7 protein-coding genes and 1 pseudogene are annotated in these 7,016 nt (G+C 68.0%); 3 read left to right on the plus strand and 5 right to left on the minus strand.

All coding sequences use genetic code 11. The features are described 5' to 3' along the window. Positions 1-442 precede the first annotated feature (442 nt). The 4 genes and pseudogenes from AB0H32_RS41700 to AB0H32_RS41715 form a co-directional block, all read right to left on the minus strand. Complete coding sequence (locus AB0H32_RS41700) at positions 443-574, minus strand: hypothetical protein (RefSeq protein WP_361132736.1); 132 nt, start codon at positions 572-574, stop codon at positions 443-445. A gap of 110 nt (positions 575-684) precedes the next feature. Further along, positions 685-792 (minus strand): annotated as a pseudogene (locus AB0H32_RS41705) (tetratricopeptide repeat protein); the annotation flags it as partial. Next, a complete protein-coding gene (locus AB0H32_RS41710) occupies positions 744-1,067 on the minus strand; it encodes a tetratricopeptide repeat protein (RefSeq protein WP_361132710.1) in 324 nt (107 codons plus the stop codon). The gene AB0H32_RS41710 and the pseudogene AB0H32_RS41705, both read right to left, overlap by 49 nt. Beyond that, positions 1,060-1,230, minus strand: coding sequence for a tetratricopeptide repeat protein (locus AB0H32_RS41715; protein WP_361132733.1), 171 nt, complete (start codon positions 1,228-1,230; stop codon positions 1,060-1,062). The genes AB0H32_RS41710 and AB0H32_RS41715 overlap by 8 nt, the downstream gene beginning before the upstream one ends. A gap of 169 nt (positions 1,231-1,399) precedes the next feature. On the opposite strand from AB0H32_RS41715, the gene ligA reads away from it, so the two are divergent. Both ligA and AB0H32_RS41725 read left to right on the plus strand, forming a co-directional pair. Continuing rightward, a complete protein-coding gene (gene ligA, locus AB0H32_RS41720; RefSeq protein WP_361132713.1) occupies positions 1,400-3,397 on the plus strand; it encodes an NAD-dependent DNA ligase LigA in 1,998 nt (665 codons plus the stop codon). A gap of 281 nt (positions 3,398-3,678) precedes the next feature. Then, positions 3,679-4,257, plus strand: coding sequence for a hypothetical protein (locus AB0H32_RS41725; protein WP_361132716.1), 579 nt, complete (start codon positions 3,679-3,681; stop codon positions 4,255-4,257). Between the two features lie 522 nt (positions 4,258-4,779). Here AB0H32_RS41725 and AB0H32_RS41730 read toward each other — a convergent pair. Beyond that, positions 4,780-6,015, minus strand: a complete 1,236-nt coding sequence (locus AB0H32_RS41730) for a serine/arginine repetitive matrix protein 1 (RefSeq protein ID WP_361132719.1) — start codon at positions 6,013-6,015, stop codon at positions 4,780-4,782. 109 nt (positions 6,016-6,124) lie between these two features. On the opposite strand from AB0H32_RS41730, the gene AB0H32_RS41735 reads away from it, so the two are divergent. Next, on the plus strand, positions 6,125-6,469 hold the full coding sequence (locus AB0H32_RS41735) for a hypothetical protein (protein WP_361132721.1): 345 nt from the start codon (positions 6,125-6,127) through the stop codon (positions 6,467-6,469). Positions 6,470-7,016: the final 547 nt, after the last annotated feature.

Consider the following 7,016-nt stretch of genomic DNA (forward strand, 5'->3'; position numbering starts at 1 on the left):
GGCAGCCGCCGGCGGGGTCGACGACGTGGGCGGGCGCGGGCGCGGGGGTGTGGGAGGACAAGCCGGGACTCCTGATCGTTTGGACGAATACCGGCCAACAGTGCGGTGTCGGGGGCCGGTTGTACAAGTCCGTCCCGCCGACGGCTCGGCCGAGGGCCCGGTCCATCCAGCCCGCTGGCTTCCGAAGCCGGGGACCGGCGACTCCAGCCTCGCCTTCCGTTTTCGGAGCCGGGGTCCGGCATATCCAGTCTCGCCGGCGTCTGAGGTCTACTCGCCCAATGAGCACGCGGTGCGCTGATGTGGCGCCGAACTGCGCACGACCTTCCCGGTGATCGCCGACAGCGGCGCGGTGGACCGCCGTCAGCGCCCGCCGGGGTCGTGCCGGCCCGGCCGGTTCCGGACCCGTGGCGGCAGCCCTGGACGCGCCCGTCGGAGGAGCCGATCAGTCCTCTCGGGCGGCGCGGGTCAGTGCCGACAGGTTCCGGCGGACGGTGCGGGTGAGCCGGTGGTCCTGGCCGAGCACGTCCACGCTCTGCCGCAGCATGTCCTCGTACTGGGCGGTGGCCTGCTCCACCCAGCCGGCCGCCTGGTCGACGCCGGCGATGTTGTTGCGGGAGGCGAGGACATCGGATGGTGCGGGCCCAGCACCCGCGTCCTCCCCTCGCAGTTCGACTCGTACAGCGCGATGGCCTCAGCCGGCCGACCGCTCTCCCCGTACACGCCGGCAAGGTTGTCGGCGGCGGTCAGGGTGGCGGGGTGATCGCGGCCGAGAACCTGCTCATAGTCGGCCACGGCTCGTCCAGCAGCGGCAGGGCGCGGTCGGGGTCACCCAGGATCAGGAGGGCGAGCGAGAGATTCGCCCGCGTGGCCAAGGTGTCGCGATGGAGGTCTCCCAACACCTGCCCGCAGTCCATGACCTCCCGTTCCAGCAACGGCAGGGCCCGCAGGAGGTCTCCGTTCTCCCCGTACGCGGCCGCCAGGTTGTTGCGTGCGAAGAGGGTGTCCGGGTGCATGGGGCCGAGCAGCCGCTCCGTCTCCGCGCGGTTCAGTTCGACGAGTTCAAGCACTTCGCGTACCGGCCGACAGCTCGGTACGTACCGGCGAGGTTCTGCCGGGCGGCCAGGGTGTCCGATGGTCGGGACCTAGCCGTTCCAGGCAGTCGGCGACGGTCCGCCGGAACAGCTCGACGGCCGCGGACAGTTGGCCGGTTGTCAGGTACGCGGCGGCCAGTCGGAGGGATCAGGCGCAGGGGTACGTGTCGGCACGTCCCCACGCCGCCGGCCGGGCGGCATAGAGCGATGCCGTTCAAGGGGCGCGGTCACGCCGCGGTCGCCCGTTACCGACGCCTGGACCAGGACGCCTGGGCCCATTGTCAGTGGTGGGCGGCAAGATGCCGGACATGACGACTTCTGCAGCAGTGATCGTGGATGCCGCAGCCTACGCGCAGGCGGTCAAGGATGCCGTGGGCGCGGCGGCCGCATACTACGCAGGCGGCACCTCCCCGCTGGACGACGACGCCTACGACCTGCTGGTGCGGGGGATCACCGCGTGGGAGGCCGAGCACCCGGATCAGGCGCTGCCCGAGTCCCCCAGCGGGAAGGTCGCCGGCGGGGCGGTCGAGGGCGATGTGCCGCACACGGTCCCGATGCTCAGCCTCGACAACGTGTTCTCCGCGGAGGAATTCACCGCATGGACCGCGTCCTTGGCTCGCCGCATCGGGCGTGAGGTCACACGGTTCAGCGTGGGGCCGAAGCTGGACGGACTGGCCATCGCAGCCCGCTACCGCAACGGCCGCCTCACCCAGCTGATCACCCGCGGAGACGGAACGGCCGGAGAGGACGTCTCACACGCCATCGGCACCATAGAGGGCCTGCCCGAGACGCTGGCCGAGCCCGTCACCATGGAAGTACGCGGCGAAATCCTCATGACCAATACCCAGTTCGAGCGCGCCAATGAGGTGCGCACGACTCACGGCGGACAGCCGTTCGCCAATCCCCGCAACGCGGCCGCCGGCACCCTGCGAGCCAAAGAGCGCACCTACACGGTGCCGATGACGTTCTTCGGCTACGGCCTGCTGCCCATACCCGAAACCGACCCGGCCCTTGCCGAACGGCTAGCCACATCCGCGCACAGCGACCTGATGAAGCTGGCCGCCGGCTTCGGTGTGCACACCAGCGCCCAGACCGCCGTCCCGGACGTGCTCGCCCACAGCCCTGAGCAGGTCCTTGTCCGGGTGAGGGAGATCGCCGCCGCGCGTGCGGAGCTGCCGTTCGGCATCGACGGCATCGTCATCAAGGCCGACCTCGCCGCCGACCGGCAGACAGCCGGATCGGGCTCCCGCGCACCCCGGTGGGCGATCGCCTACAAGCTTCCGGCCGTGGAGAAGATCACCCGGCTGCTGGAGGTGGAGTGGAACGTCGGCCGCACCGGCGTCATCGCCCCGCGCGCCGTGCTCGAGCCAGTGGTGATCGACGGCTCCACCATCACCTACGCCACCCTCCACAACCCGGCCGACATCACCCGCCGCGGCCTGCTCCTGGGCGACCACGTCATGGTCCACCGCGCCGGAGACGTCATACCCCGCATCGAAGCGCCGGTCACCCACCTGCGCACCGGCGGCGAGAAGCCCATCGCCTTCCCCGAGCGGTGCCCCCGCTGCGGGTCCGGCATCGACACGAGCGAGGAACGCTGGCGGTGCGCCCAGGGCCGCAACTGCCACCTGGTCGCCTCCCTCGCCTACGCTGCGGGCCGCGATCAGCTCGACATCGAAGGCCTGGGTACCACCCGCATCGTGCAGCTCGTCGACGCAGGCCTGGTCACCGATCTCGCCGACCTGTTCACCCTCAAGCGCGAACAGCTCCTCCTCCTCGAGCGCATGGGCGAAACCAGCACCGACAACCTCCTCGCCTCGATCGCCAAAGCCAAACAGCAGCCGCTGGCACGGGTGCTGTGCGCGCTCGGCGTCCGCGGCACAGGCCGCTCCATGTCCCGGCGCATCGCACGCCACTTCGCCACCATGGACAACATCCGCGCCGCCGATGCTGAGGCGTTGCAGCAGGTCGAGGGCATCGGAGCGGAGAAAGCCCCCTCGATCGTCACGGAACTCGCGGAACTCGCCCCGCTCATGGACAAACTCGCCGGCACCGGAGTGAACATGACCGAGCCCGGCGCCAACCCTCCCCCCGCCGACACCACCGGCCCAGACAGTGCGGCCGCCGCTGCGACGGAGACAGGCCCCCTGGCGGGGATGGCCGTGGTGGTCACCGGCGCGTTCCCTGTCAAGTTCTTATGTTCACCCTCCTGCTTCGGAGTGAGGAGCCAGAGGCAGAGACGCCCCGCCCCACGCGACGTCTTGACTTCTCCGGCCGAGGACATCTGCGGGGAGACGGTGACCTGAGGCTGAACCTGGCGAGCATGTCCGCGATGTCGGCGTGGAACCGAGGTTGCCCTACGCGACGTTCGAAGCATTGTGGAGCCCTGGTGCCCGACGCACCCCACCCCAGCCTCCAAGCGCGCCGATCTGCCGGCTTTCCCTGAAGTAGGGTCACTGCCGGGTCAGGCCATTCGGAGCCGGCACGCGCGCTGGAGCAGAAAGCGCTGGATCCTGGGAGCCTGAGCCGACAGGATCCAGGTATGTCAGATGAATGGCCCCCGCCCGGGCACTCTCTCAGCTACCGGATGAGCACCCAGCTGGACGGAGGACCGTCTTTCGACCTGGACATCACCACCCCCAAAGCCCGGTCGAGCGTGGACATCTCCACCTTCAGGATCGGGCGCCACGGAGGCCCGGACGAAGCCGACCTCACTTACCGTGCACGCCTCTATGGGCTGATCGGCGCCATCGTGGTCGGCGGCGGCCATGTCGAGGCGGCTATGAAGCGGCTCATACTGCTACTGAAAGACGAGCAGGGTGGCTTCTCGCTTGTCGACAAAACATGGTCCGACCTTCACAAACTGCTGGTGGCGCAATCCCGCAGGAGCATTCCACAGGCCGCCGCACTCGCCGATATCCTTCAGTGGGGCGAGGCCAACGACCTCAAGCGTCGCCGCGACGATGCCGTTCACGCTTCCTGGTGGAATTGGGACGGCGTGGGCGTCATACGCTCCCGCTTCTTCAGGAAGCAGGATGGCGCCAACATTGTCTGCACCCTAGAGGACCTCGAGGAAGATGCGAGGCTGCTCTTCGTGTACGCCGAGAAGCTTGACCTGCTTCTTGAGGCGGATTGGCCGCAGGCGAGACTGCCACGCCGGACCTGAGCACCTTCCCCTGCCGTTCCTGGGCGGAACGTTGAGGCGCAGGCACAACCCCCGGGCGGGCGAGGGAGTCCGCCGGCAGGCAATGCGATGTCACCCAGTGGCTCAGGCTCGCCTGTTGTTGACCGGCCTCGGTACGGGTGGGCTCGCGTATTCAACTGTCGCCAGTTCCCGGTTGAGCCCAGCCTTCCAGTAACTGTGCGTGGTCTTTCCCTAGGACTGGCTCCGTAAGGGTCGCTTGGTCCGGCCCACTGCCGAAACTGAGAACGATCATGGTCAGAGCGTGAGCGTGCTGACGCGATTCGTGTACGGGCGACGGGCCTTGCGCTGGGCCGGGACCGCAGGTCGCATCCCGGTGAAGCGGTGGCCAGCGAGGCATTGTCCAGGCGTGCGCACATCTCGTAGAGCGGGCCGTCGGGCCAGTTCACATGCTCCACTCGGCGCCGCGGACGTACTCCAGGGTCGCCTCGACGCAGGTAACCTCCGTCAGGTGCCGCCCGAGGAGGAACGCCTGGCGGGCTCGGCTCATGCTCCGTCTCCTTTCCTGGGGAACCAACTGCTTTCGTAGGCGGGCGGTTCTGCGTTCTCGTCGAAGCCGTAGTCCGCCGGGTCCTCGTAGGGCGGCCCGTACTCGGCCGCGGGGCCGGGCCCCCATGCGTCTTCGCACGGGCGGCACAGCGGCGCGGAACCTTCGTCCGAGACGTCAATCGGCTTGCCGCACCCGTCGCAGGGTGCGATTTCCTTGGCGATGTGGGAGCAGGCAAAACAGAAGTAGACAGGTTCGGGCTCGCTGCGGACCCGAACGTCGATGCCGAGCGCCGCCTCACCGCACATCGGGCAGATGTCTGCCTCCTCCCACACCGGTCTTCCCCGAAAGTGGATGTGGAGACCCTGCGGGGGCCAGGACGTGGAACAGAAACGACATGTCGCACGGTTGCCCCAGTCGTCTGGAAGCCCCGAGGTTGTACGCGGCTGCACCACAAGGGCGGTCTCCTGACAGGAAACGCACTCGATGGTGCGAGCTTCGACCCCCTCTGCCTTCAGTTCTCCACCGATCCGGTTCATCCGCTCACGCACGTAGGAGTTGATGTTGTTCAGCCCCTCGCGCAGACCATCAAGCTCCCGCTCCGTTTCCGCCATCTCTGGTTCGTCGAGATAAGGCAGGAGCTGGTCCTCAATGAAGTGGATCAAGAAGTCGAGGACGGCGCCGGCGCGGGCCTCGACGGCGCGAGCGTTGTGGGTCAGGCCGAAGTGCTGGAGCTTGTTGCGGTCCTCTGTGAGCTTGGTGAGCGCCTTCTGCTCCTTGTCGGTAATGGGAACGCCAACGATGTTCCGCAACCGCGCAATGGCCTTGTCGGTGGACACACTGTTGAGCGTGGCCTCCTCCAGGGCCTTCCGGTTGGCCTCGCCGGGGTGGGTGAAGACGAGGGTCCAGTGCTCGGCGAGCAGTCGCGCCTTGAACAGCACCTCGACTGCGGCCTGGAGGTGGAGAACGGCGTACTTCACGTCGCTGGGCGTCACCTCGGACTCGGTCTCGTCCAGGTGCTTTACGACGCTGGTGAGGTAGTCGAGCCCGTTTTTCACCGGGGGGAAGTCGAGCTGCGGGGGACCCGGCGGCCGGGGCGGGGCGGAAGGCGGCAGCCGTCGCATCCGGCGCGCTGGGCGGGAGTCCTGCTCGGTGCCGGCCCCTCGCGGCGCCGTGGTGGCGGTGTCGCCGGATGCAGTCGTGGCCGCCGTGGCCGTCCCCTCGGATCCGCTCATCAGTGTGGGTTCCCCTCCCGATCAACCGACGGCCGTTTCACCCCTGTTGCTGCGTTGGGTAAATGGAGAGGTTATCCGACGCAACTACCCGTCCGGCTGCCGTTACATCATGACGACCACACCCTGCCCGCGCTTCGACGGCGTGATCGACTCCCCCACCGGGAGTTCCAACCCCGACGGGGCAACGGGCCTGTTCGACCTCTTGGTCGACCGCTCGCCGGAAGCACTCCGGCGAGTCGCAGAGGACTACTACGAGGTTCCCGTGGACGTGGAAGCAGTGCGCGACGTGTATGCCTTGCGACCGTTGAGCCAGGAGCTCGTGTCATCGCTGAACGCGGAGGTCACCCTCGTAGAGGGCGTGGTCGAGGAGCTCGTGTTCCATCGTCGGCATGGCGGTCGCCAGCGGTTCGACGAGGTCCAGGGGGCAGGCGGTGGTGGTTACAGGCCTCTCTGATCGAGTTCAGGGCGGACTCGCGAACCTTGGTCTCCGGTTCGTGGACGGCCAGGCTGACCATGCGCCCGACGACCAGGCAGGCGGTGTCCGTGTCGAGCGCGGTGCCGCGCAGGAGGTCCCCGAGGACTGCAGCGGCAACGTCCCGACGGTTCGGATCGCGGACGGTGAACGCGTCAAGCGCCGCGAGCAGGTCCGTCACGCCACCACCTCGGACCGCTCGAGCAGGATGCCGTTCTCGAAGCGTGCACTAGCGCGGAACATGGGGACCAAGCGGCCTCCGGTGATCGCGCGCCACGTCCACGACAGGGAGTGGACGTCATCCCGTCACGTCAGAGGCCCAGGGAGACCGGCTGGCTCAGGCCATGGACAACCTCACTGTCAGTGGCAGGGGCATTGCATGAAGCGGATCTGTCCGGTTCATGCAATGCCCCTGCCAAGATCCCCGACAGAGTCAAGTTAGACGCCGAAATCGACCGCGTCAGCCCGCGCCTGAGCCAGCAGGGGTTGGTAGGTGCTGGGGTCGGTTTGGGTGAGACGTTCGACGAGG

Origin of the sequence: Streptomyces sp. NPDC020362, assembly GCF_040642095.1 — a bacterium.
In the GTDB taxonomy this organism is placed as follows: domain Bacteria; phylum Actinomycetota; class Actinomycetes; order Streptomycetales; family Streptomycetaceae; genus Streptomyces.